The organism is Streptomyces sp. JNUCC 64 (assembly GCF_054484115.1).
The window spans coordinates 3,249,987-3,272,117 of sequence record NZ_CM137015.1 but is presented as its reverse complement, the minus strand read 5'-3'; the positions used below and the strand labels follow the sequence as shown (position 1 = coordinate 3,272,117).

The following is a 22,131-nucleotide window of genomic DNA, read 5'->3' as shown; positions in this document are numbered from 1 at the left end:
AATCCCTACAATGCCACCGGTTAGGGTGACGCCCATGACTCAGTCGCACTCCAGGATCACCAAGGCAGTGATCCCCGCCGCGGGCCTCGGTACCCGCTTCCTGCCCGCCACCAAGGCCACTCCCAAGGAGATGCTGCCGGTGGTGGACAAGCCGGCCATCCAGTACGTGGTCGAGGAAGCGGCGGCCGCAGGACTGGACGACGTCCTGATGGTCACCGGGCGCAACAAGCGCCCCCTGGAGGACCACTTCGACCGCAACTACGAGCTGGAGGAAGCCCTCACCAAGAAGGGCGACCAGGCCCGGCTCGCGAAGGTCCAGGAGTCCAGCGACCTGGCCACCATGCACTACGTGCGGCAGGGCGACCCCAAGGGCCTCGGTCACGCCGTCCTGTGCGCCGCCCCCCACGTGGGCGACGAGCCCTTCGCGGTCCTGCTCGGCGACGACCTCATCGACCCCCGGGACCCGCTGCTCGCCCGCATGGTCGAGATCCAGGAGCAGCACGGCGGCAGTGTCGTCGCCCTGATGGAGGTCGCTCCCGAGCAGGTCCACCTCTACGGCTGCGCCGCCGTGGAGGTCACCGGCGAGGAGGACGTCGTCAAGGTCACGGGTCTGGTCGAGAAGCCCGACCCGGCGGACGCCCCCAGCAACTTCGCGGTCATCGGGCGGTACGTGCTCGACCCCCACGTCTTCGCGATACTCCGCAGAACCGAGCCCGGTCGAGGCGGTGAGATCCAGCTCACCGACGCCCTCCAGCAGCTCGCTCAGGACGAGAAGGCCGGCGGTCCGGTGCACGGCGTCGTCTTCAAGGGCCGCCGCTATGACACCGGCGACCGTGGCGACTACCTGCGTGCCATTGTCAGACTCGCGTGCGAACGTGAAGACCTGGGGCCGGAGTTCCGGACCTGGCTTCGCAGTTACGTCACCGAGGAGATGTAGCGATTTGAGCGGCACGACCACCGACCCCACCGGCCCGGACCGCGTCTGGACGGTGACCGAGCACCTGGAGGACGTCCTCCGGGCCGTCCGTCCCCTGGAACCCATCGAACTGCCCCTCCTCGACGCGCAGGGCTGTGTCCTCGTCGAGGACGTCGTGGTGCCGATGTCGCTCCCGCCGTTCGACAACAGCTCCATGGACGGGTACGCGGTCCGGGTGGCCGACGTCGCGGGCGCGGGCGAGGAGTTCCCGGCGGTGCTCACCGTGGTCGGCGACGTCGCCGCGGGACAGGGGGGCCGTCTCACGGTGGCCCCCGGTGAGGCGGCGCGCATCATGACCGGCGCGCCCCTGCCGCCCGGCGCCGAGGCCGTCGTCCCCGTCGAGTGGACCGACGGGGGCCTCGGCGGCGGACCGGTCACCGGGATGCGGGCCCGTAGCGAGGCCCCCGAGGGCGCCTTCGGCCAGGTGCGGGTGTACCGGGCGGCGGGCCCCGGGGCGCACGTCCGCGCACAGGGCGACGACGTCCGCGCCGGTGACCTCGCCCTGGCGGCCGGGACGGTGCTCGGCCCCCCGCAGATCGCCCTGCTCGCCGCGATCGGACGGGGCGCGGTGCGCGTCCGGCCCCGTCCGCGCGTGGTGGTGCTCTCCACCGGCAGCGAACTCGTCCAGCCGGGCGAGCGGCTGCGCGACGGTCAGATCTACGACTCCAACAGCTACGCCCTGACGGCCGCCGCGCGCGAGGCGGGGGCGATCGCCTACCGGGTGGGCGCCGTCACCGACGACGCCGACACGCTCCGGTCCACCATCGAGGACCAACTCGTCCGCGCCGACCTGGTGGTCACCTCGGGCGGTGTCAGCGTGGGTGCCTACGACGTCGTCAAGGAGGCCCTCTCCGCCCTCGGCGACGAGGACGGGCCCGGCGGCGGCGTCGACTTCCGGGTGCTCGCCATGCAGCCCGGCAAACCGCAGGGCTTCGGTTCCGTCGGCCCCGAGCACACCCCCCTGCTGGCGCTGCCCGGCAACCCCGTGTCGTCGTACGTGTCCTTCGCGCTGTTCGTCCGGCCCGCGATCCGTGCCCTGATGGGGCTGGAGGACCTGCACTGGCCCACCACGCGCGCGGTACTGCGCGCCGACCGGACGTTGTCGTCGCCCGCCGGGCGCGCCCAGTACCTCCGGGGGCGCCACGACGCGGACAGCGGTGAGGTGGTTCCGGTGGGCGGGGCGGGTTCGCACCTGGTGGCCGCCCTGGCGCACGCGGACGCGTTGATCGTCGTCCCGAGCGAGGTGACCTCGGTGGAACCCGGTACCGAGGTGGACGTCGTCGTGCTCTCGTGAACGGCGAAGAGGAACAGGGCGAGCCGGGCCAGCGGTGAACCGGAGCGGACGGGAACGGAGCCGCACGCGCGTGGGGTCGGGGACGGCACTCGCTCCACCCTCGGCGTCACGGAGACCGGAGCGGCACGCGCGCGGGAGGGCGCGTAACGGGAACGGCGCGCTCTGAGGGGCGCCGTTCGGGCAGACGCGGGTCCTGGAGGGAGGTCTCCGCCGGGAGCGCGGTACGGTAGCGCGCACACCTGCCCCGCGCCGTGCCGCGGGGGCCCGGACCGGGAGCGTCGCAGCGCATGACCGCCAATCCCCGGGGGGACACCCCCGGCCCCTCCGAAGAGGGCCGTCTCACCCACATCGACGCGGCGGGCGCGGCCCGTATGGTCGACGTCTCCGCGAAGGCGGTCACCACCCGCACCGCGCGGGCCAGCGGACGGGTCCTCGTGAACCCCCGGGTGGTCGCGCTGTTGCGCGGGGAGGGCGTGCCCAAGGGCGACGCGCTCGCCACCGCCCGGATCGCGGGCATCATGGGCGCCAAGCGCACCCCGGACCTCGTCCCGTTGTGCCACCCCCTCGCGCTGTCCGGGGTGGCGGTGGACCTGACGGTGGCGGACGACGCCGTGGAGATCGCGGCCACGGTGCGCACCACCGACCGGACGGGGGTCGAGATGGAGGCGCTGACCGCCGTGACGGTCGCCGCGCTCACCGTCGTCGACATGGTGAAGGCGGTCGACAAGGGCGCCGTCATCACGGAGGTGCGCGTCGAGGAGAAGACCGGCGGCGCTTCGGGCGACTGGGGCCGGTCGTGACGGCCGCCCCCGACGGGCCGACACGGCCCGCGACGGACCTCGCGCCCACCCCCGACGGTGTCCCCGGCGACGCCCCTGGTGACGCCGGAGACGGAGCCGGGTACCGGGCACTGGTGGTGACCGCCTCCGGGCGGGCTTCCGCGGGGGTCTACCCGGACCGGGGCGGCCCGGTCATCGTGGAGGCGCTCAAGGCCCTCGGGTTCGCCGTGGAGGGCCCCCGGGTGGTCCCGGACGGCGACCCAGTCGAAGAGGCGCTCAGAGCGGGCGTGGCGGCCCGTCACGACGTGATCCTCACCACGGGCGGCACGGGCGTCTCGCCCACCGACCGCACCCCCGAGGCGACCGCCCGGGTCATCGACCGCACGGTGCCGGGCATCGCGGAGGCGATCCGCGCGCACGGCCACCGGAAGGTCCCCACCGCCGCGCTGTCCCGGGGCATCGCCGGGGTCGCGGACCGCACCCTCATCGTCAACCTGCCGGGGTCCACCGGCGGCGTGCGGGACGGGCTGGCGGTGCTGGAGCCGCTCCTCACGCACGCCGTGGACCAGTTGCGCGGCGGCGACCACCCGGCGTCCGCCTCCGCGCCGGACGCCGGACCGACCGGGAGCCCACGCTGAACAGCCCCGCCTGGCCCGTCGAACTGGTCGACGGCGACGTCACCCTCCGTCCGATAAAGCTGCGCGACCAGCGGGCGTGGCGCGAGGTCAACCGGCGCAACCGGGACTGGCTGCGTCCGTGGGAGGCGACCATCCCGCCGCCCACCCCCAGCGGTCCGGTCGTGCACCGGCCCACCTACCGGCAGATGGTCCGTCATCTGCGGGCCGAGGCCAACGCGGGCCGGATGCTGCCGTTCGTCATCGAGTACCAGGGGCGGCTGGTCGGGCAGTTGACCGTCGCGGGCATCACCTGGGGGTCGATGTGCTCGGGGCACGTCGGCTACTGGGTCGACGAGGGCGTCGCGGGCCGAGGGGTGATGCCGACGGCGTTGGCGCTCACCGTGGACCACTGTTTCCGCAAGGTGGGGCTGCACCGGGTGGAGGTCTGCATCCGGCCGGAGAACGTGCCCAGCCGCCGGGTCGTCGAGAAGCTCGGGTTCCGTGAGGAGGGGCTGCGTCCCCGGTTCCTGCACATCGACGGCGCCTGGCGGGACCACTTGGTGTTCGCGTTGACGGCGGAGGAGGTGCCGGAGGGGCTGGTGCCCCGCTGGCACCGCGCGCGGGCCCGCGCCGCCCGGGGGGCCTCTCCGGAGAACGCCTTCGGGTCGCCGTGGGAACCGCCGGACGCTTCGGGCACCTCAAGAATTGAATAAACGTTCGAATTTGATTCGATCGTGCTTACCGAAGGGTGCCAAGTGGGGTAATTCCTCTCGCCCATCAGGCCGCTCATCGCATCAGTCGCAAAAAAAGTTCGGAATATGAGCCAGATCGTGCGACACACCGCCCCAATTGGCGGATGCCCCCACGCAAACACCTCTACGGTGTGAGACGTGAGCAGCAGCGGCCTCATCTACGCAGTCATCGTCGGGGCCTGGGCCGCCTACTTGGTGCCGATGTGGCTCCGTAGGCAGGACGAGCTGAACGAAGCCCGTCCTACGGAGCGGTTCAGCACGGCCATCCGGTTCCTGTCCGGACGGGCGGGCATGGAGCGTCGTTACGCCAAGGACCTGAAGGCGCGCTCGGCCGGGGACGGCGAACCGTCCGCCGGACCCGACGTCGACCCGGACGCCGTCACCGACTCGGTGGACGTCCGGGCCTTCGCCGTGCCTCCGGGGCCCTCCCGCCAAGAGGTGGCCGCCCGTCAGGAGGCGGCCCGCCAAGAGGTCGTGCGTCAGGAAGCGGCCCGCCAGGAGGCGGCTCGTCAGGAAGCCGCGCGCCAAGAGGCCGTGCGCCAGGAGGCCGCCGCCCGGGTGGAGGCGGAGCGCGAGCAGGCCGCCCGGGCCGAGGACGCGCGACGCGCGGAGAACGCCCGTCAGGACCAGGGGAACGTGCCGTCCGAGCGCCCCGCGCGCGAGAGGTCGTCCGTACCCCGCCGTTCCCCCACCGCGGACACCGCGCGCGCCCGGCGCTCCAAGGTGCTCGCGCGCCGTCGCCGTACCACCGTGGTGCTCTTCCTCGCCTTCACCGTGGGCGCGGTGGTCGCCGCCGTCGGCGGACTCACCTTCCTGTGGGCGTCGGCCCTGCCCGCCCTGCTGCTCAGCGCCTACATCGTGTACCTGCGCCGTCAGGAACGCCGCCGGTTCGCGTACGTCATGGACCGCCGTCACGCCGAGCAGGCCGCCCAGCGACTGCGCGAACGCCAGGCCCGCCGTTCGCGTCCGGAGCCCGCCGCCGAGGTTCCGGCCCGCGTCGAGCGGGAGCCCGAGGAGGCCTCGGCCGATCCCGGGCAGCCCTCCTCGCTGGCCGCCGACCGCCGGGCGCTCGTCGAGCAGACCGATCACGCCGAGTGGGTCGACCAGCAGCGCGAACGCCAGCGGGGCCCCGGGCAGGGGGACAGCTGGGACCCGGTGCCGGTGCCGCTGCCCACCTACGTGACCGCGCCGGTCGCGCCGCGTGTCACCGGCGGGGTGGACCTCGGCGCCCCGGACGCATGGAGCTCCGCGCGGTCCAGCGTCGCCGACCCCGCTGCCCGGCCCGCCGGGACGGTGGAAGCGTCCGTGGGCGACGCCGCCGCCCTCGCGGACGAGGGCTTCGAAGGCGACGGCGAACGCTCCGACGCGCGCCGCGCGGCCTCCGCCCGGCGGTCGCGGGAACGCGGGCGCACCCCCCTCTTCGACCAGTACGAGGAGCCGGAGCGGCCCCGCGCCGCCAACGAGTGACAGGGCACGGAGTGGATTTCCGAGCACTGTCACGCGGGTGCTAGAGTTTCACTCGTTGCAAGGGCCTGTGGCGCAGTCCGGTAGCGCACCTCGTTCGCATCGAGGGGGTCAGGGGTTCGAATCCCCTCAGGTCCACGCACGATTGTTCTTGAGTTAGCTCAGGAGCGGTCGACGAGATCCCGACGATCTTCACGATCGGTCGGGATCTTTGTCGTTTCCGGGGGCGGCTCGATCGTGTTCGGGACGGGCGAGCGCGGTGGTCCGCGCTTTCGGTGGTGGCGACGCGGCGGTCGGTCCCGGATGTTCCGGGTGTCGGGGGTGGCGCGGCAGGGCGCCAAGGGCGGTTGGGCAGCGTCCCTTCGTCGGTCGGTGTCCCGTCGACGCCCACGTCCTGGTCCGTCGTGAAGGGAGGCGCGGGGTGAAAGGGGCTCAGGCCGTCAGGGGTTTGGCGTAGCAGCGGCTGAGGGGGCTGTCGCGGTAGAGGCCGAACTTGTCGCAGGGCTCGTAGCCGCTGGACTCGTACAGGGCGATGGCCTCCGGCTGGATGATCCCCGTCTCCAGGACCATGCGGGTGCGGCCCGCCGCGCGGGCGTCGTCCTCCAGGGCGGCGAGGATGCGGCGGGCCAGGCCGCGGCCCCGGGCCTCCGGGGTGACGTACATCCGCTTGATCTCGGCGTCGCCGTCCTCGTAGCCCTCGGGGTTCCCGTCCTGGCGGCGCCAGCCGCCGGTGGCGAGGGGGACGCCCTCTCCGTCGTAGGCGATGAGGTAGAGGCCGTGCGGCGGGTCGAACATCGCGGGGTCCAGGGGGGTGGCGTCGCCCTCGCCGCCGTACATCTCGGCGTACTCGGCCTGGACGCGGTCGTTCAGGAGCACGGCGTCGGTGTGGCCGTAGGAGACGTTCTGTATGTTCATGCTGATTATCGTACTTCTATGCAGTGGTTGTCTCGGGGGTGCGCCACCGCTCGGGTGCGCGGGGGTCCTGCCAGTGTGCCGGTAATCTGCCCTGATGCTCACTGTGACCTCTGTGAACGTGAACGGTCTGCGGGCCGCCGCGAAGAAGGGCTTCGTGGAATGGCTCGCGGGCACCGCCGCCGATGTGGTGTGCCTCCAGGAGGTGCGCGCCGAGCCCGGGCAGCTGCCCGACGGGGTCCGGGAGCCCGCAGGGTGGCACGCCGCGCACGCGCCCGCCGCCGCGAAGGGGCGCGCCGGGGTGTCGTTGCTCACCCGGCGCGAGCCGGACGCGGTCCGCGTCGGCTTCGGGGTGCCCGAGTTCGACGACAGCGGGCGGTACCTGGAGGCGGACCTCCCGGGCGTCACCGTCGCCAGCCTCTATCTGCCGTCCGGCGAGGTCGGCACCGGGCGGCAGGACGAGAAGGTCCGGTTCATGGACGCGTTCCTCCCGTATCTGCGGGAGCTGCGGGCCAGGGCGGCGGCCGACGGCCGTGAGGTGGTGGTGTGCGGTGACTGGAACATCGCCCACCGCGAGGCCGATCTGCGCAACTGGCGGAGCAACCGGAAGAACTCCGGCTTCCTCCCCGAGGAGCGGGCCTGGGTGGACCGGGTGCTCGACCCGGCGGACGGCGGCTACGCCGATGTCGTCCGGGCCCTGCATCCGGAGGGGGAGGGCCCGTACACCTGGTGGTCCTACCGGGGTAAGGCGTTCGACAACGACAGCGGCTGGCGCATCGACTACCAGATGGCCACTCCCGCCCTCGCGGACCGCGCGCTCAAGGCGACCGTGGAGCGCGCCGCCAGCTATGACCTGCGCTGGTCGGACCACGCCCCGGTCACCGTCGTGTACGGAAGCTGAAGCGGACGCTGAAGGGGAACCGGGCGGGGCGGCGTCGATGGTTTGGGGCGCCTCATGAGGGTGGGCGCAGATGGGCCCGGGCCAGTCGGCGGATCGCCGCAGTGACCGCCTCGGGTGCTTCCAGCGGGGTCATGTGGCCGACCCCCGCCAGTTCGGTCAGTCCCGTGCAGTGCGGGAGGGCGGCGGCCAGCCGTCGGGCGTGCGCCGGGGGCGTGAGCCGGTCGTCCGTGCCGACCAGGACGGCGGTCGGCGCGGTGAGCAGCGGGACGACCGCGTCGAGGTCGAGCCGGTCGAGCGTGTCCGACCAGCCCTGCCGGGCCTCGGGCCGGCAGGCGTGCACGATCCGGGCGCACGCCGTCACGCGCTCCGGCGCGGTGCCCGGGCTCATCGCCAGATAGCGCAGCATCCGGTTGCCCAGCGGGTTGACCGGGCCCAGGGAGGCCCCGGAGCGCAGCAGCGCCGAGGTCAGCCGGGTGCGCTGACGGCCGGCGGGCAGCGGCACCACCCTGGCGTCGCGGACCAGCCCGCCGGTGCTGGTGCTGCACAGCAGGACGGCGGCGGTGCGGTCGCGGACGGCCGGGCGGTCGGCGGCGGCCATGATCGTCATGCCGCCCATCGAGTGCCCGGCGAGCAGGGCCCGCTCCCCGGGGGCGAGGGTGGCGTCCAGGACGGCGGTGAGGTCGTCGGCCAGGGCGCGGGTGCCGTAGCCGTCGGGGCCGTGGGGCAGCGGGGTGCGGCCGTGACCGCGCTGGTCGTAGGCGATGACCCGGAGGTCGCGGCCCAGATCGCGGAGCTGGTGCGCCCAGAAGGCGGTGTTGCAGGTCCAGCCGTGCGCCAAGACCACCGGGGGCGCGTCGGGCACGCCGTGCACCTCCACGTGCACCCGGGCGCCGTCCGCGGAGACCGCCGTCAGCTCGCGGGCGGGGGTGGGCGGGGTGCGGGGGCCGGGGGCGGCCCGGGTCAGACGGCTCACGCGGTGGCCTTCCCGGCGGGCACGGGGACGGTGGCCCGGGACGCCGGGCGGAGCACCTCGTACTCGGTGGGGTCGACGCGGCGGGTCGCGGCGCGGAACGCGGTGGTGGTGCCCGGCCAGACGGTGGTGTTGCGGCCCGCCGCGTCGAGGTACCAGCTGCGGCAGCCGGTGTTCCAGACGGTCCGCTCCAGCCGTCGCTGGAGCGCGGTGTTCCAGGCGTCCACGGCGGCGGGCCGGGGGGTCAGGGCAGCGCGTCCCCCGAGGGCGTCCAGCCGTCGCAGGTAGTCGGTCAGGTAGTTCAGCTGGGCCTCGATGATGAGGATCATCGAGGTGTTGCCGAGGCCGGTGTTGGGGCCGATGAACGTGAGCCAGTTGGGGAAGCCGGGGGCGGTGGTGCCGCGCAGCGCCCGCATGCCGTCCTGCCAGGACTCGGCCAGGGTGCGTCCGTCGGTGCCGGTCACCCGGTGGGCGACGGGCGGGTCCGTCACCCGGAAGCCGGTGGCGAACACGAGGACGTCCGCCTCGGCCTCGGTGCCGTCGGCGGCGACGAGGGTGGAGCCGCGGACCTCGGCCAGCCCGGAGGGGACGACGTCCACGTTGGGGCGGGTCAGCGCCGGATAGTAGGTGCTGGACAGCACGACGCGCTTGCAGCCCAGGCGGTAGTCGGGGGTCAGCGCGGCGCGCAGCGCGGGGTCCGGGACGGCGCGGGCCAGTCCGCGCAGCGCCACCCGTTCGGTCACCTTCAACGCGCGGGGAAGGGTGGTGAAGGCGTGCGTCTGGAGTTCGCGGATGCCCCAGAGCGCCCCCCGGCGCAGCCGTGCGGTGAACGGGAGGTGCCGGTGCAGTCGGCGTTCCAGCGCCCCGATCGGGCGGTCGACACGGGGCAGCACCCAGGGCGGGGTGCGCTGGAAGAGGGTCAGCCGGGCCGTCTCCGGCTGGATCGCGGGCACGATCTGGGCGGCGGAGGCGCCCGTGCCGACCACGGCGACCCGGGCGCCGCGCAGCTCCCGTCCATGGTCCCAGCGGGCGGAGTGGAACACGGCGCCGGGGAAGGTGTCGAGGCCGGGTACGTCCGGGACGACGGGGTCGGAGAGCGGTCCGGCCGCCGAGACGACGACGTCGGCGGTGAGCGGTCCCCCGGCGGTCTCCAGCTCCCACCGCAGTTCCTCGGGGTCCCAGCGGGCGCGGAGCACCTCGTGGCGCAGCCGCAGATGGGGGCGGATCCCGTGGTCGTCCACGAGGCGTTCCAGATAGCCGCGGATGTGTTCCTGGCCGGAAAAGGCGCGCGGCCAGTCCGGGTTGGGGGCGAAGGAGAACGCGTACAGGTGGGACGGGACGTCGCAGGCGCAGCCCGGGTAGGTGTTGTCGCGCCAGGTGCCCCCGACGGAGTCCGCCCGCTCCAGGACGACGAAGTCGGTGACGCCCTCGCGGCGGAGCCGGATCGCCGCGCCGACGCCGCCGAAGCCGCTGCCGATCACCGCTACCCGGACGTGCGGGCGGGCGGCCGGTGCCGGGGCGTGCGGGGCGGCCGCTTCGGCGGCGTCCGTGACGGCGGCTTCGGTGGTGCCCTCGGCGGTGGCTTCCGTGGCGGCTTCGGTTCCGGCTCCGGGGGCGGCGTGATCGGGGTGGGCTGGGGCGGGTGGTTCCTGGGCTCGTTCGGTCATGGTCGTCCCTCCGTGCACCTGGTCGCGGGGTGGCTGACCGGTGGGTTCTGACGGGCTCCCGCGCCGTGTATTCCCTGGAGGGTAGGACAGAAGCCCCGCGGCTCGTCTACGGTCGCCCGTCGGATATAGGACAGTCGCGCGCCGGCGCGCGGACTTCCGGTGGGCTTGGGCCGTCGTGCGCCAGCGCGCCCGGCCGGTACGGCCGGTCCAGGCGTGCGACGGGGCGGGAACCCGGTGCGTCTGGTGGGTGGGTGCGTGCGTGCGTGGCGGGTCGGGCGGGCCGGATGTGTCCGGTGTGGGCCTGGACGCCGTGGTGCGCCTTGCGTGTCCGGCGCACCGGACCCGGGTGCGTGCCCCGGGCGGGTGTCAGTCCGCACTGGTCCCGGGCGGTCGAGGGGGCAGCGGGGGCCGGACGCGGTCCGGGACGGCGGAGTAGTCGGGGGGCGCGGCGGCGGGCTGCCGGGCGAGCAGGTCCAGGGCGAGCGTCACCGCGTCGTCGAGGACCGCGTGCCGTCCCTCGGCCCAGTCCAGCGGGGTGCGCAGGGCCGGGAGGTCCGGGGTGACCCCGTGGTTCTCCACGGACCACCCGTACGCGTCGAACCACGCCGCGTTCATCGGGACGGTGATCACCGTTCCGTCCCCCAGCTGGTGGCGGCCGGTCATCCCGACGACCCCGCCCCAGGTCCGCTGGCCCACCACCGGACCCAGGCGCAGCAGTTTGAACGCGGCCGTGATCATGTCCCCGTCCGAGGAGGTGGCCTCGTCGGCCAGGGCGACGACGGGGCCGCGCGGCGCGTTGGAGGCGTAGGAGACGGGCTGCGCGTCACGGGTGAGGTCCCAGCCGAGGATGGTGCGGGTCAGCTTCTCGACGACGAGTTCGCTGATGTGGCCGCCCGCGTTGCCCCGGACGTCCACGATGAGCGCCGGGCGGGACACCTCCATCCGCAGATCCCGGTTGAACTGCGCCCACCCCGAGCCGCCCAGGTCGGGGATGTGCAGATAGCCGCACTTGCCGCCGCTGAGCCCGCGGACGACCTCGCGGCGCCGGGCCACCCAGTGCTGGTAGCGCAGCGGCCGGTCGTCGACCAGCGGCACCACGGCCACCCGCCGGTCGGGCCCCGCGCCGTCGGCCGGACGGAACGTCAGCTCGACGGTGGTCCCGCCGGCCGCCGCCAGCAGCGGGAACGGGCCGGTCACCGGGTCCACGGGGCGGCCGTCGACATGGGTGAGGGCCGCCCCCTCGCGGATGCCCGTTCCGGCGAGCGGGGAGCGCGCCTTGGAGTCGGAGGAGTCGCCGGGCAGGATCCGGGCGACGGTCCAGAGCCCGTCCCGGGGGACGAGGTCCGCGCCGAGCTGGCCCTGGGGGCGGGCGTAGTGCGGGGGGCCCTCGTCGCGCCGGGCGGGCGTCACGTACGCGTGGGAGGTGCCGAGTTCGCCGAGCACCTCGCGCAGCAGGTCCGCGAACTCGTCGGGCGAGGCGACCGCCCCGACCAGGGGACGGTACTGGTCGAGGACGGCGGACCAGTCGATCCCGCACATGTCCGGTTCCCAGAAGTAGGCCCGGATGATCCGCCCGGCCTCCTCGTACGCGCCCCGCCACTCGGCGGCCGGGTCGACGTCGTGGAGCACGCGGCGCAGATCGATCCAGACGGTGGAGTCGCCGTCGCCGGACTCGGTGGCGGGCTGGGCGCGCAGTTCGTCCTCGTCCATCACCACCAGTCGGGTGCCGTCGCCGCTGACGGCGAACCAGTCGAGGTGGTCGACGAGTTCCACCCGCTTGGCCTTGGTGATGTCGAAGTGTTCGAGGGTGGCCCGGCCGTCGGTGTCGGCGGGGTTGGCGAAGGTCTCGCCGAGCGCGCCGGAGATCGGCCAGCGCAGCCACACCAGTCCGCCCCCGGCGACCGGGCTGAGCGCGGAGTACTTGGACGCGGCCACCGGGAAGGGGGTCACCCGCATCTCCAGCCCCTCCACCTCCACGGTCACCGCGCCGCTCCCGTCGGCCTCGGTCTCCTCCGCCGGGTCCAGCCCGCCCGCCGCCGGACGTCCGTCGGGCAGCAGCGCGAACGGGGACGGCGTCGCGGACGACAGCGGGACCAGGTAGGGGCGGCAGCCCAGTGGGAACGACAGGTCGCCGGTGTGGACGTCGTAGACGGGGTCGAAGCCGCGCCAGGACAGGAACGCCAGATAGCGGCCGTCGCTGGTGAAGACGGGGTTCTCGTCCTCGAACCGGCCCTGGGTGACGTCGATGACGGAGCCCGCGCCGGGGCCGGTGACCCGGGCCAGCTTGATCGAGCGCAGACTGCGGCCGATCCCCGGGTGCGACCAGGCCAGCCACGCCCCGTCGGGGGAGAACGCCAGATCGGTGACCGGGCCGTTCAGCGACCGGATCAGTTCGGTGACGCCAGGTTGGCCGTTCGCCCCGCCGGTCGTTTCCCTGGTCGGTTGCCCGGTTGTCCGCCCGGTTGTCCGCCCGGTCGTCTCCCCGGCCGGCTCGCTGTCCGCTTGCCTGGCTGGTTGGTCGTGCGTTTGTCCGTTCGTCTGCCTGGCCGCATTGTTGGCCGCTTCGCTGGCCGCTTCGGTGTCCCCTTCACGGTCCGCTTCGGTGTCCGCGTCCGCGTGGTTGTCCGCTTTGCCGTCCGGTTCGCCGTCGGTTCCTCCGGCTTCTCCGGTCGTGCCGTCCGTCCCGGTCGTCCCGGTGGTGTCCAGCAGCAGCAGACGGCCGTCGTTGGCGGCGACGGCGAGCCGGTCGCCCTCCGGGTCGGAGACGAGTTCCAGTACGTGGCCGAGGGCGCCCGGGGCTCCGGTGGCCAGCCGTCGCGGCGGGCGGTCGCCGGAGGCGCGCGGCAGATGGGCGATCTCCACGGCGTCGGCCCCGCCCTCGTCGGTGACGTACGCGACCCGACCGCCGCCCGAGCCGAGCAGGACGGGCAGCCGGGTGCGGACGCCGGGGGTGTCGGCGAGGGTGCGGGCGGGGCCGTCGCGGTGGGTGAGCCAGTACAGCCCGCCGCGCACCACGACCGCGCTGGCCCGTCCGGTCTCGTCCACCGACAGCCCGTCCACGTGCCGGACGGCCGGGACCTGGTAGGGGCGGCGCCCGGCGCGCGGCCCGCCGAGCCGCACGTCCAGCCGCCTGGGCACGGCACCCGGGGAGAGGTCCTCGACCAGCCACAGTCCGCCCGCGCACTGGTAGACGATCCGTTCGCCGTCGCTCGCGGCGTTGCGGGCGTAGAAGGCGTCGTGGTCGGTGTGGCGGCGCAGGTCCGTGCCGTCGGGACGGCACGAGTAGACGTTGCCGACGCCCTCGTGGTCCGAGAGGAACGCGATCCGCCCGGCGACGAACATCGGGGACTCCACCTGGCCGTCGAGCCGTTCGAGGAGCCGTTCCCCGTGCAGCCACAGCCGTCCGGTGGCCCCGCCCCGGTACCGCTTCCAGGACGCCGCCTCGTGCGGGGGGCGCCCGGTCAGCAGCAGGGTGCGGGACTCGCCGTCGAGGTCGGCGACGGCGAGGTCGCTGACCGGTCCCCAGGGCAGCCGTCCGCCCGGCGAACCGTCGGTGGGCAGCCGGTACGCCCAGCCGAAGTAGCCGAAGGGCTGGCGCTGGGAGGAGACCACGAGGACGTCGTGACGGCCGTCCTCGCCGGGCGGTGCCCAACCGCACACCCGGGTGTCCGGGGCGCCCCAGTAGGTGAGCCGACGGGCCGGGCCGCCCCCGACGGGCACCAGATGGACCTCCGGGTCGAGGCTGCGCCAGCTCGTGTACGCGAGGTGGGTGCCGTCGGGGGAGAAGCGGGGCGGGCCGGTCCGGGTCCGGTCGACGGTCAGCCGCCAGGCGCGGGCGGCCGGTGCGCCGGGGGCGGGCAGCGGGGCGATCCACAGGTCGTCCTCGGCGACGAAGGCGAGCAGGTCGCGGTGGAGGTGGGGGAAGCGGAGGTAGACGGGGGCGTCGTCCTGGCCGGTGACCTCGCCGGGCGGGACGACGCGGTTGACCTCGTTGACCTCTATGGCCCTGTTGGCCTCGTTGACCCTGTTGGCTTCGTTGGCCGCTTTGGCCTTGTTGGCTTTGCTGGGCGCGTTGGCCTCGTTGACCTCTTTGGTCCTATTAGGTGCGCTGGCCGCTTTGGCCTCGTCGGCCTCTTTGACCCTGCTGGGTGCGGCGGCCGCTTTGGTCCTGCCGGATGCGTCAGCGGCGGTGCTGGGTGCGGTGGCCGCACTGTGGGCGCCGGGCGTGACGGGTGTGCCGGACGTGCGGGTACGGGGTGGCTGGCCTGCGGGGTCGGTCACCCCTCCATGGTTTTCCCGGGGCACGGGACCGGCAACTCCGGCGGTTCCGCGCGTGGGGTGCGGTCCGTGGCGGGCACCCTCTCGGGCCGTGGCGGCGGAAGGCGGCACCGTGCCTGGGCGGCCTGGGCGGCCTGGGCGGCCTGGGCGGTCCGGTGCGTGGCGGGCCGGGCGGTGCCGCGTGCCGGGTGCCGCGTGTGGGACGTGGCCGTGTGGTGGCGAGGGGCGGGGGCGGGGCGGCACGTTGTGGCGCAGGACACGTACGAAACCGTTTCGTTTCGCTTGGGCGGTCCGGTAATCTGATCCGCGTACGAAACGGTTTCGTACCGATCAGAGATCGCCGTCCGACCGGTGCCCGCAAGGGGGTTCCGGAACGGAAGGCGGTCGCTAAACTGCCGCGCGGACGGAAGGGGGCGATGACCATGGCCGAGGTGACGATGACGCGCCGCAGCCGGATCACCCCCGAGCGCGAGGCGGAGCTGTACGCCGCCGTACTCGACCTCCTGCGGGAGGTCGGCTACGAGGGGCTGACGATGGACGCCGTCGCGGCGCGCACCCGGTCCAGCAAGGCCACCCTCTACCGCCAGTGGGGAAGCAAGCCGAGGCTGATCATCGAGGCGCTGCGCGGCAAGCAGCACGTGGGCGTCAGCGACGTCGACACGGGCACCCTGCGCGGGGACTTCCAGGCCATGGTGATGCGGGCCGACGACTGCGAGATGGAGCAGGACTCGGCGCTGATCCGTGGCCTCGTGGTGGCCATCCACGCGGAACCGGATCTCCTTGAGGTCTTCCGGGAACGGATCATCGAACCGGAACTGGCCGAGCTGGAGTTCCTGTTGCGCCGGGCCGTCGAGCGCGGTGAGGTCAGTGCGGACAACCCCGCCCTGGGGTACGTGATGCACATGATGCTGGGCGCCTTCGTCACCCGCACCCTGATCGACGAGCGGCCTCCCACCCAGGCCTTCCTCCTTGAGTACATCGACGCCGTGATCGTCCCCGCTCTCGGCCTCGACCCGCGCGGCTGACGCGCCCCGGGCGCCCCGCCCGGTCACCGTCCGCCCGCTGAGCACCACCCCGCACCGAACCGCACCACCCTCCCCACGCGTTACCGCGCGTTCCCCCACCACCGGGCCCGCCCCGCCTCGGCGGACGCTGCCCCGTTCCACCTGACGCGACCGCTCACGTCGTCGGGCTGGTGACCCCTGCCCCGTGACCAACACGACCTGACCGGGAGTACCACTGCCGTGGCCACGTTCCTGTACAAAGTCGGCCGGTTCGCCTTCCGGCGCCGCCACTTCGTCGCCCTCATATGGGTGGCGCTGCTGACCCTCGCGGGGGTCGGCGCCGCCAGCGCACCGGCCCCCGGGGCCGGTTCCTTCTCCATACCCGGGACGGAGGCGCAGCGCGCCTTCGACCTCCTTGAGGAGCGGTTCCCCGGCTCCGCCGCCGACGGCGCGACCGCCCGGGTCGTCTTCAAGGCCCCCAAGGGCGAGACGATGACCGACGCGGGGCACAAGTCCGTCGTCGAGGACACCGTCAAGGAACTCGGTTCCGGGGCCCAGGTGGCCGCCGCCACCGATCCCTACAAGACCAAGTCCCTGAGCGAGAACGGCTCCATCGCGTACGCGCAGGTCACGTATGACGTGAACAGCATGGAGCTGAAGGACGAGTCCCGGGACGCCCTGGAGAAGGCCGTCGAGGACGCCCGCCAGGGCGGGCTGACCGTCGAGGTCGGCGGCGACGCGCTCCAGGCGATGCCCCACACCGGCACCGCCGAGATCATCGGCATCGGCATCGCCGCGGTGGTCCTGGTGATCACCCTCGGCTCGCTCGTCGCGGCCGGACTCCCGCTGATCACCGCCCTCATCGGCGTCGGCATCGGCATCTCGTCCATCACCGCCCTGGCGAAGGTCCTGGACCTCGGCACCACCACCGGCACCCTCGCCACGATGATCGGCCTCGCCGTCGGCATCGACTACGCCCTGTTCATCGTCTCCCGCTACCGCGCGGAGCTGGACGAGGGCCGGGACCGCGAGGACGCGGCCGGACGGGCCGTCGGCACCGCCGGTTCCGCCGTGGTGTTCGCGGGCCTCACCGTGGTGATCGCGCTGGTCGGCCTCGCCGTCGTCAACATCCCGATGCTCACCAAGATGGGCGCCGCGGCCGCCGCGACCGTCGCCATCGCCGTGCTCATCGCCCTCACCCTGATCCCGGCGCTGCTCGGCTACGCGGGCCGCAAGATCCGTCCCGCCAGCGCCAAGGGCAAGCTGCGTGGCGGCAAGAAGGCCGCCGCCGACGCCACGGCCACCGCCGCGGCCACGGCCGGGGAGCCCGTCGAGGCCAAGGTCAACATGGGCACCAAGTGGGCCCGGTTCGTCCTCCGGCGCCCGGTCACGGTGCTGCTGGTCGGTGTGCTCGGCCTCGGTGCCGCCGCGCTGCCCGCCGGTTCGCTGGCGCTCGGCCTGCCGGACGACGGCGTCCAGCCGACCGACACCACCCAGCGCAAGGCGTACGACCTGCTCTCCGAGGGCTTCGGTCCCGGCTTCAACGGTCCGCTGCTGATCGTCACCGACGTCAAGGGCACCGACGACCCGAAGGCCGTGGTCGAGGACGTCACCAAGACCATCAAGGGCGTCGACGGGGTCGTGTACGTCTCCCCGGCCACCTTCAACAAGGCCGGTGACACGGCGATGACCAGCGTCATCGCCGAGTCCAAGCCGAGCAGCACCGAGACCGAGGACATCGTCCACGCCATCCGGGACGCGGGCGCCGACCTCAAGAAGGAGCACGGCGCGCAGGTCACCGTCACCGGTGCCACCGCGATGAACATCGACGTCTCGGAGAAGCTCAACGACGCGCTGCTGCCGTACCTGGCGCTGGTCGTCGGACTCGCCTTCCTGCTGCTGATCGTCGTCTTCCGGTCGGTGCTGGTGCCGCTGAAGGCCGCCCTCGGCTTCCTGCTGTCGGTGCTCGCCGCGCTCGGCGCCGTCGTCGCGGTCTTCCAGTGGGGCTGGCTCGGCGGGGTGTTCGGGGTCGAGGAGACCGGTCCCGTGATGTCGATGATGCCGATCTTCATGGTGGGCGTGGTCTTCGGTCTCGCCATGGACTACGAGGTGTTCCTCGTGACCCGGATGCGCGAGGCGTACGTCCACGGGGAGCGGCCCGGCCAGGCGATCGTGACCGGCTTCCGGCACGGGGCGCGGGTCGTGACCGCCGCCGCGGTGATCATGATCGCGGTGTTCGCCGGGTTCATCGGCTCCAGCGACCAGATGATCAAGATGATCGGGTTCGGGCTCGCCGTCGCCGTCCTCTTCGACGCGTTCGTCGTCCGGATGGTGATCGTCCCGGCGGTGCTGGCGCTGCTCGGCGACAAGGCGTGGTGGCTGCCGAAGTGGCTCGACCGGGCGCTGCCCAACGTGGACGTCGAGGGCGAGGGTCTGCGCGACCTTGACACCGGCCGGTCGGGCGACCGGTCGGACGGGGACCGGGAGCTGGCCGGGGTCTGACCCCGGGAGTGCTTCCTGACCCAGTGAGTCCGGGGCCCCGGGCGGCGCGAGCGGTGCGCTGTCCGGGGCCCCGGGCGTTTCCGGGGCCGGACCTGGCCTGGGCGGGTGGCGGGGTCCGGGGGGTTCCCGCAGGTCCGGTTCGGCTGATCGCGCGGTTCCCCGCGCCGCTGAGGGGGCGCGTCCGGGCGGGCGTTGTCCCTGAGGGGGCGTTGGGTGGGGCCTCCCGGAGGCTCGGTGGTCGGCTTTCCGCCGTGGGCGGTCGCTCGCGCAGTTCCCCGCGCCCCTTACGGGGACGCCCCTGGGCGGTACCCCGCCGGGCGCGCCGGAGGGGCGCGGGGAACTGCGCGACCGGCCCACCACCGGCTCGCGGCCGAAGGAGGAGAGGCGGGAGCGGGCGGGAACGGGGGCCGCGAAGGGCGGGCGGCGCGGCGCGGGTGGGGCGGTTGGGGTTGGGCGGGACCTTCGGACTAGTGCTTTTCGGGGAGGGGGGTTCCGCCCGGGGACGGTGTGGCGCGCTGGACGCGAGCGCCTAGCGTGCTGGATGCCACCCGCTCCCCGGTCGGTGCCCGCCCCTTGGGGAGCTGGTGGCGCGGTACTCCTGGGTCGGGGACGGGCACGAGAGGTCGTCCATGAACGTCGCCGAGCCCGTCTCCGCCCTCTTCCCGGGCGCCTCCGGGCGGATCGTCACCGCGCTGGCCCGGCACCGCCGCGCGGGCGGGGAACGGCTCGCCCTCGCGGAGCTGACCCGCTCCTCGTCGGTCGTGGCCACCCAACTGGAAGCGGTGCTGTTCCGGCTGGGACTGCTGGGGCTGCTGGCACCCAGGACGCGGGGCGAGGACGTCCGCCTGGTCCCCGGCCATCTGGTGTGGGACGCGCTCGACGGGCTCCTGGACCTCGCCCCCGCGCTCCGCGACCGGGTGCGCGACCGCGCGCTGCGCGCACTCGATCCGCCGCCCCCGTACCTGGCGGTCGGCGGTCCGGTCGCCGACGGTACGGCCACCGGGCCCTCGGACGTCCTGCACCTGACGGTGGCGGTCCCCGTCCCCGCGCCGGACGGCTGGACGGGCGCGCTGGAGGAGCTGGCCGGACGGCTCGCCGCGGACCTCGGCAACATCGTGACGTACGAGGTGGTGCCCGTGCCGCCCGCCGGACCGGTGCCGGGGGCGGTCACCCTGCTCGGCGCGGGGGCGTGACCGTCAGCGCAGTCGGTTGACGCGGGCCGTGGCCACCGCCGCGTAGGTCCGGCCCAGGAAGCGGACCAGGGCCCGGGAGTCGAACTGCACCAGGGACACCCCGGTGGCCGAGTGCAGCTCCACCACGGCCTGGGCCCGCCCGCACGGCCAGATGCTCACCGGACCGTTCGCCACCGGGGCGGTCAGCCCGCGTTCCAGCAGGTCACGGGTGAAGACCCAGTCGCCGGGGGCGGTCGGGCCGACCACGCTCGCGGGCAGGGACATATGGACGGCGCCCGGATCGCTCTCGGGGTCGTAGGACAGGGAGACGGGGACGGCGGAGCGTTCCCCCGCGGCGTCCGTGACGACATGGGCTCGCGCGCGCTCCAGGACGGCGGTCATCGGACGGCTCCTCACGCTCGTTCATCTATGGCATTCAATGTCGCATATGTTCCGATAGTCGGGCCAGGGGTTCGGTGCCTAAGAGGTCCTAACAAAGGCGTTGGACGTGTCGGTGGGTGATGAGGCAGGTGGCGAGGCCGAGGAAGGCTTCGTGGATGTCGTCACGTCGTTCCCAGCGGACGCGTAAGCGTCGGAAGCCGTGCAGCCAGGCGATGGTGCGTTCAACGACCCAGCGGTAAACGCCGAGGCCGGAGCCGTGTGGGACGCCGCGACGGGCGATGACCGGTTTGATGCCCTGGGACCGGACAAGACGGCGGTATTTGTCGTGGTCGTAGCCGCGGTCGGCCAGCAGCGTGTCCGGCCGTCGCCTGGGCCGGCCGACCAGGCCCGCGACGGACGGGATCTTCGCCAGCAAGGGCATCAGCTGGGTGACGTCGTTACGGTTCCCGCCGGTCAGCGACACGGCGAGCGGGATGCCCTGCCCGTCGACGAGGACGTGGTGCTTGCTGCCCGGCCGTGCGCGGTCGACCGGGCTGGGCCCGCTTTTGGGCCGCGTCGAGCGGCCCGGACATGGCTGGAGTCGATCACCGCCCGCGACCAGTCGAGCTGCCTGGCCGAGCGCAGCTTCTTGAGCAGGACCAGGTGCAGCCGGTCCCAGACACCGGCCTCGTTCCAGGCGGCAAGCCGCCGCCAGCACGTCATGCCGGAGCCGAAGCCGAGCTCCTGGGGCAGGTACTCCCACTGGATCCCGGTATGGAGCACGAACAGGATCCCGCACAGAGCCTGCCGGTCAGGCACCCGAGGCCGCCCTACCACCAGCTTCGGCGCCGGGACTGGCAACAACGGCACGATCAGCAACCACAGTTCGTCCGACACGATCCACGGCCGGGAGTTCCTCTTCGCCACGAACGGACCAACGAGCAGCCAAGCCGACAGTCACATGATCAACAGCTTCTGTTAGGACCTCTAAGCCTGGTCCCGACGCCTGTGCCGACGCATGGAGTGATGCCTGGTGCTGGTTGCGGGTCCGGGTCCGGGTACGGGACCGGGGCGCGGGTCCGGCGCGGGGACCGGGACGCCGCGGCCCGGGGCCGGTTCCGCGCATCCCGCGCTCTTGCGAGCACTGCGCGACAGCGCCATCATCGGACGGTCCGCCGGGCCCCCATCCCGGAGTCGTGTGCCGCACTCCCCGATGCCGGAGGCCGCTGATGCACGTGCCCGATGGATTCCTCGACGCACCCGTCTCCGTCGCCGCGGGGGTGGTCGCGGCGGGCGCGGTGGCCCTCGCCCTGCGCGGCGCCCGCCGGGAACTGGACGGCCCGGCCGGCCCGGGCCCCGCCGGACCGGGTGCCGTCGACGGCGAGCGGCTGGCCCCGCTCGCCGGACTCGTCGCCGCCTTCGTGTTCGCCGCGCAGATGCTGAACTTCCCGGTCGGAGCCGGGACCAGCGGCCATCTGATGGGCGGCGCGCTCGCCGCGATCCTGGTCGGCCCGTGGACCGGGGTGCTGTGTCTGTCGGTGGTGCTGTTGCTCCAGGCGCTGCTGTTCGCCGACGGCGGGCTCACCGCGCTCGGGGTCAACGTCCTGATCATGGGTGTGGTCACCGTCGTCACCGGACACGTCGTCTTCCGCGTCCTGGTGACCGTCCTGCCCCGGGGCCGCCGCACAGTCACCGGTTCCGCGTTCGCCGCCGCGCTGGTCTCCGTCCCGGTCGCCGCCCTCGCCTTCGTCCTGCTGTACGCGGTCGGCGGCACCACCGAGGTGCCGCTGGGCGAGGTCACGGCGGCGATGGTCGGCGTCCACGTCCTGATCGGGATCGGGGAGGCGGCGATCACCGCGCTCACGGTCGGGGCGGTGCTCGCCGTCCGGCCCGACCTGGTGCGCGGGGCGCGCGACGCCGTCCGGCGACCGCTCCGGCTCCGGGTCCAGGGCCGTCTGGTCGACGCTCCCGCCCCCGTTCCCACGCCTTCCGCCACCGGGCCGAAGGCCGTCCGGTGGCGGCTGTGGGCGGGCGGGCTCGCCGTGAGCCTGGTGCTCGCCGGGTTCGTCAGCTCCTACGCGTCCGGTGAGCCCGACGGGCTGGAGCGGGTCGCCGCCGACCGGGGCATGGACGCGGAGGAGGCCGAGCACGCCGCCGCCGGGTCCCCGCTCGCCGACTACGAGTTCGGCGACCTCACCGGTACCCGGCTGTCCGGGGGGCTCGCCGGGGTCATCGGGGTCGGGATCACCGTCGCCGTGGGAACAGGAGTGGTCTGGGCGTCGCGGCGCCGGTCCGGCCGGTCCGGTGACCTGCCGGATGTCCGGTCCGGTGACCGGTCCGGCGGGGACGGGGCGACGGCCGACGGGGCTGGTGGGGTTGGTGAAGCCGGTAGGGCTGATGGTGGCGGTGGGGTCGGCGGACCCGGCCCGGCGACGGGACCCGGGGCGTCATGACGGGACGGC

The 22,131-nt window shown here is 73.7% G+C and carries 17 protein-coding genes and 1 tRNA gene; 12 read left to right on the top strand and 6 right to left on the bottom strand.

The genetic code is table 11. From position 1 onward, the window contains the following. The first annotated feature begins 34 nt into the window (after positions 1-34). From galU to ACVWNX_RS13225, 7 genes are all read left to right on the top strand, one after another. Complete coding sequence (galU, locus tag ACVWNX_RS13255; RefSeq protein WP_454414118.1) at positions 35-937, top strand: UTP--glucose-1-phosphate uridylyltransferase GalU; 903 nt, start codon at positions 35-37, stop codon at positions 935-937. A gap of 4 nt (positions 938-941) precedes the next feature. Then, positions 942-2,270 carry a molybdotransferase-like divisome protein Glp gene (glp, locus tag ACVWNX_RS13250; protein ID WP_454414117.1) on the top strand — a complete coding sequence of 443 codons (1,329 nt, stop codon included), beginning with the start codon at positions 942-944 and terminating at the stop codon, positions 2,268-2,270. Positions 2,271-2,557: 287 nt separating this feature from the next. Further along, positions 2,558-3,070, top strand: a complete 513-nt coding sequence (gene moaC / locus ACVWNX_RS13245) for a cyclic pyranopterin monophosphate synthase MoaC (protein ID WP_454414116.1) — start codon at positions 2,558-2,560, stop codon at positions 3,068-3,070. Positions 3,071-3,180: 110 nt separating this feature from the next. After that, on the top strand, positions 3,181-3,687 hold the full coding sequence (locus ACVWNX_RS13240) for a MogA/MoaB family molybdenum cofactor biosynthesis protein (RefSeq protein ID WP_454414750.1): 507 nt from the start codon (positions 3,181-3,183) through the stop codon (positions 3,685-3,687). After that, positions 3,684-4,379 carry a GNAT family N-acetyltransferase gene (locus tag ACVWNX_RS13235; protein ID WP_454414749.1) on the top strand — a complete coding sequence of 232 codons (696 nt, stop codon included), beginning with the start codon at positions 3,684-3,686 and terminating at the stop codon, positions 4,377-4,379. Before ACVWNX_RS13240 ends, ACVWNX_RS13235 begins: the two co-directional genes overlap by 4 nt. Positions 4,380-4,556: 177 nt before the next feature. Next, complete coding sequence (gene sepX / locus ACVWNX_RS13230; RefSeq protein WP_454414115.1) at positions 4,557-5,885, top strand: divisome protein SepX/GlpR; 1,329 nt, start codon at positions 4,557-4,559, stop codon at positions 5,883-5,885. A 61-nt stretch (positions 5,886-5,946) separates the two neighbouring features. Beyond that, positions 5,947-6,020 (top strand) — tRNA-Ala (locus ACVWNX_RS13225). A 294-nt stretch (positions 6,021-6,314) separates the two neighbouring features. On the opposite strand, the gene ACVWNX_RS13220 is transcribed toward ACVWNX_RS13225, so the two are convergent. Beyond that, positions 6,315-6,797, bottom strand: a complete 483-nt coding sequence (locus tag ACVWNX_RS13220; RefSeq protein WP_454414114.1) for a GNAT family N-acetyltransferase — start codon at positions 6,795-6,797, stop codon at positions 6,315-6,317. A gap of 94 nt (positions 6,798-6,891) precedes the next feature. Between ACVWNX_RS13220 and ACVWNX_RS13215 the strand changes: the two genes are divergently transcribed. Beyond that, positions 6,892-7,695, top strand: a complete 804-nt coding sequence (locus ACVWNX_RS13215; protein WP_454414113.1) for an exodeoxyribonuclease III — start codon at positions 6,892-6,894, stop codon at positions 7,693-7,695. 52 nt (positions 7,696-7,747) lie between these two features. Here ACVWNX_RS13215 and ACVWNX_RS13210 read toward each other — a convergent pair whose 3' ends face one another. The 3 genes from ACVWNX_RS13210 to ACVWNX_RS13200 all read right to left on the bottom strand — a co-directional run bounded on the left by ACVWNX_RS13210 (position 7,748) and on the right by ACVWNX_RS13200 (position 14,235). Continuing rightward, a complete protein-coding gene (locus ACVWNX_RS13210; RefSeq protein WP_454414112.1) occupies positions 7,748-8,668 on the bottom strand; it encodes an alpha/beta fold hydrolase in 921 nt (306 codons plus the stop codon). Beyond that, complete coding sequence (locus tag ACVWNX_RS13205; protein ID WP_454414111.1) at positions 8,665-10,332, bottom strand: flavin-containing monooxygenase; 1,668 nt, start codon at positions 10,330-10,332, stop codon at positions 8,665-8,667. The genes ACVWNX_RS13210 and ACVWNX_RS13205 overlap by 4 nt, the downstream gene beginning before the upstream one ends. Before the next feature lie 366 nt (positions 10,333-10,698). Further along, the gene (locus ACVWNX_RS13200) at positions 10,699-14,235 is read right to left on the bottom strand and encodes a S41 family peptidase (protein WP_454414748.1); all 3,537 of its coding nucleotides are present in this window, start codon (positions 14,233-14,235) and stop codon (positions 10,699-10,701) included. A 797-nt stretch (positions 14,236-15,032) separates the two neighbouring features. Here ACVWNX_RS13200 and ACVWNX_RS13195 point away from each other — a divergent pair. The 3 genes from ACVWNX_RS13195 (at position 15,033) to ACVWNX_RS13185 (ending at position 19,309) form a co-directional block, all read left to right on the top strand. After that, a complete protein-coding gene (locus ACVWNX_RS13195; protein ID WP_454414747.1) occupies positions 15,033-15,635 on the top strand; it encodes a TetR/AcrR family transcriptional regulator in 603 nt (200 codons plus the stop codon). Between the two features lie 219 nt (positions 15,636-15,854). Beyond that, entirely contained in the window at positions 15,855-18,116 is a 2,262-nt protein-coding gene (locus tag ACVWNX_RS13190) for an MMPL family transporter (protein ID WP_454414110.1), read from the top strand. A 629-nt stretch (positions 18,117-18,745) separates the two neighbouring features. Further along, entirely contained in the window at positions 18,746-19,309 is a 564-nt protein-coding gene (locus ACVWNX_RS13185; protein ID WP_454414109.1) for a hypothetical protein, read from the top strand. 3 nt (positions 19,310-19,312) lie between these two features. Here ACVWNX_RS13185 and ACVWNX_RS13180 read toward each other — a convergent pair whose 3' ends face one another. Next, positions 19,313-19,690 carry an SsgA family sporulation/cell division regulator gene (locus tag ACVWNX_RS13180; RefSeq protein ID WP_454414108.1) on the bottom strand — a complete coding sequence of 126 codons (378 nt, stop codon included), beginning with the start codon at positions 19,688-19,690 and terminating at the stop codon, positions 19,313-19,315. A gap of 88 nt (positions 19,691-19,778) precedes the next feature. After that, positions 19,779-20,596, bottom strand: a protein-coding gene (locus ACVWNX_RS13175; protein WP_454411772.1) for an IS5 family transposase whose coding sequence is annotated in 2 segments (ribosomal slippage) — positions 19,779-20,239 and positions 20,239-20,596 — 819 coding nt in all. Because the reading frame shifts where the segments join, the coding sequence is not laid out codon by codon here. A 302-nt stretch (positions 20,597-20,898) separates the two neighbouring features. Between ACVWNX_RS13175 and ACVWNX_RS13170 the strand changes: the two genes are divergently transcribed. Next, positions 20,899-22,122 (top strand): energy-coupling factor ABC transporter permease, encoded by a 1,224-nt coding sequence (locus ACVWNX_RS13170; RefSeq protein ID WP_454414107.1) that lies wholly within the window; start codon positions 20,899-20,901, stop codon positions 22,120-22,122. Positions 22,123-22,131: the final 9 nt, after the last annotated feature.

Excerpts from the sequence above, each read along its gene's own strand:
- ACVWNX_RS13185 (WP_454414109.1), top strand. The coding sequence starts at position 18,746 with ATGAACGTCGCCGAGCCCGTCTCCGCCCTCTTCCCGGGCGCCTCCGGG.
- ACVWNX_RS13170 (WP_454414107.1), top strand. The coding sequence starts at position 20,899 with ATGCACGTGCCCGATGGATTCCTCGACGCACCCGTCTCCGTCGCCGCG.
- ACVWNX_RS13215 (WP_454414113.1), top strand. The coding sequence starts at position 6,892 with ATGCTCACTGTGACCTCTGTGAACGTGAACGGTCTGCGGGCCGCCGCG.
- ACVWNX_RS13220 (WP_454414114.1), bottom strand. The coding sequence starts at position 6,797 with ATGAACATACAGAACGTCTCCTACGGCCACACCGACGCCGTGCTCCTG.
- ACVWNX_RS13205 (WP_454414111.1), bottom strand. The coding sequence starts at position 10,332 with ATGACCGAACGAGCCCAGGAACCACCCGCCCCAGCCCACCCCGATCAC.
- galU (WP_454414118.1), top strand. The coding sequence starts at position 35 with ATGACTCAGTCGCACTCCAGGATCACCAAGGCAGTGATCCCCGCCGCG.
- ACVWNX_RS13195 (WP_454414747.1), top strand. The coding sequence starts at position 15,033 with ATGGCCGAGGTGACGATGACGCGCCGCAGCCGGATCACCCCCGAGCGC.
- moaC (WP_454414116.1), top strand. The coding sequence starts at position 2,558 with ATGACCGCCAATCCCCGGGGGGACACCCCCGGCCCCTCCGAAGAGGGC.
- ACVWNX_RS13180 (WP_454414108.1), bottom strand. The coding sequence starts at position 19,690 with ATGACCGCCGTCCTGGAGCGCGCGCGAGCCCATGTCGTCACGGACGCC.